Annotated in this window: 1 pseudogene; it reads left to right on the top strand. The window is 71.3% G+C overall.

Features of this window, described 5'->3' with window-relative positions:
* Nucleotides 1-153: 153 nt before the first annotated feature.
* Nucleotides 154-356, top strand: a pseudogene (locus tag AC1DYG_RS20995) (penicillin-binding transpeptidase domain-containing protein); the annotation flags it as partial.

The raw sequence follows: 356 nt of genomic DNA, 5'->3' as shown, positions 1-356 counted from the left end.
GTACGGGTCAGCCCGCTCGGGATGGCGCTGGTGGCGTCGTCGATCGCCCGCGGGGCCCCGACGATTCCGGTCATCTCGTCCGGACGGCCGCCGGTGGCCAACCAGGGTGCGGCGCCGCTGCCCCCGGCGGTGACCGAGCAGCTTCGCACGATCATGCGAGACACCGTGCAGCGTGGCGACGCGTCCCAGCTCAAGGGCTACGGCGACCTGATCGGCGCCACCGGCGCGTCCGGCCAGGACCGGTGGTTCTACGGGACGAAGGGCGACCTGGCGTTCGCTGTCTACGTGCAGGACGCGGACGGCGGTGATCAGGCGGTCAAGATGACCGACCGGATGTTCACCGCGCTGGCAAAGCC

It is taken from the genome of Pedococcus sp. P1_H8 (genome assembly GCF_056405175.1).
Note: the sequence above shows the minus strand (reverse complement) of the source record. Positions and strands in the feature narration are given on the sequence as shown.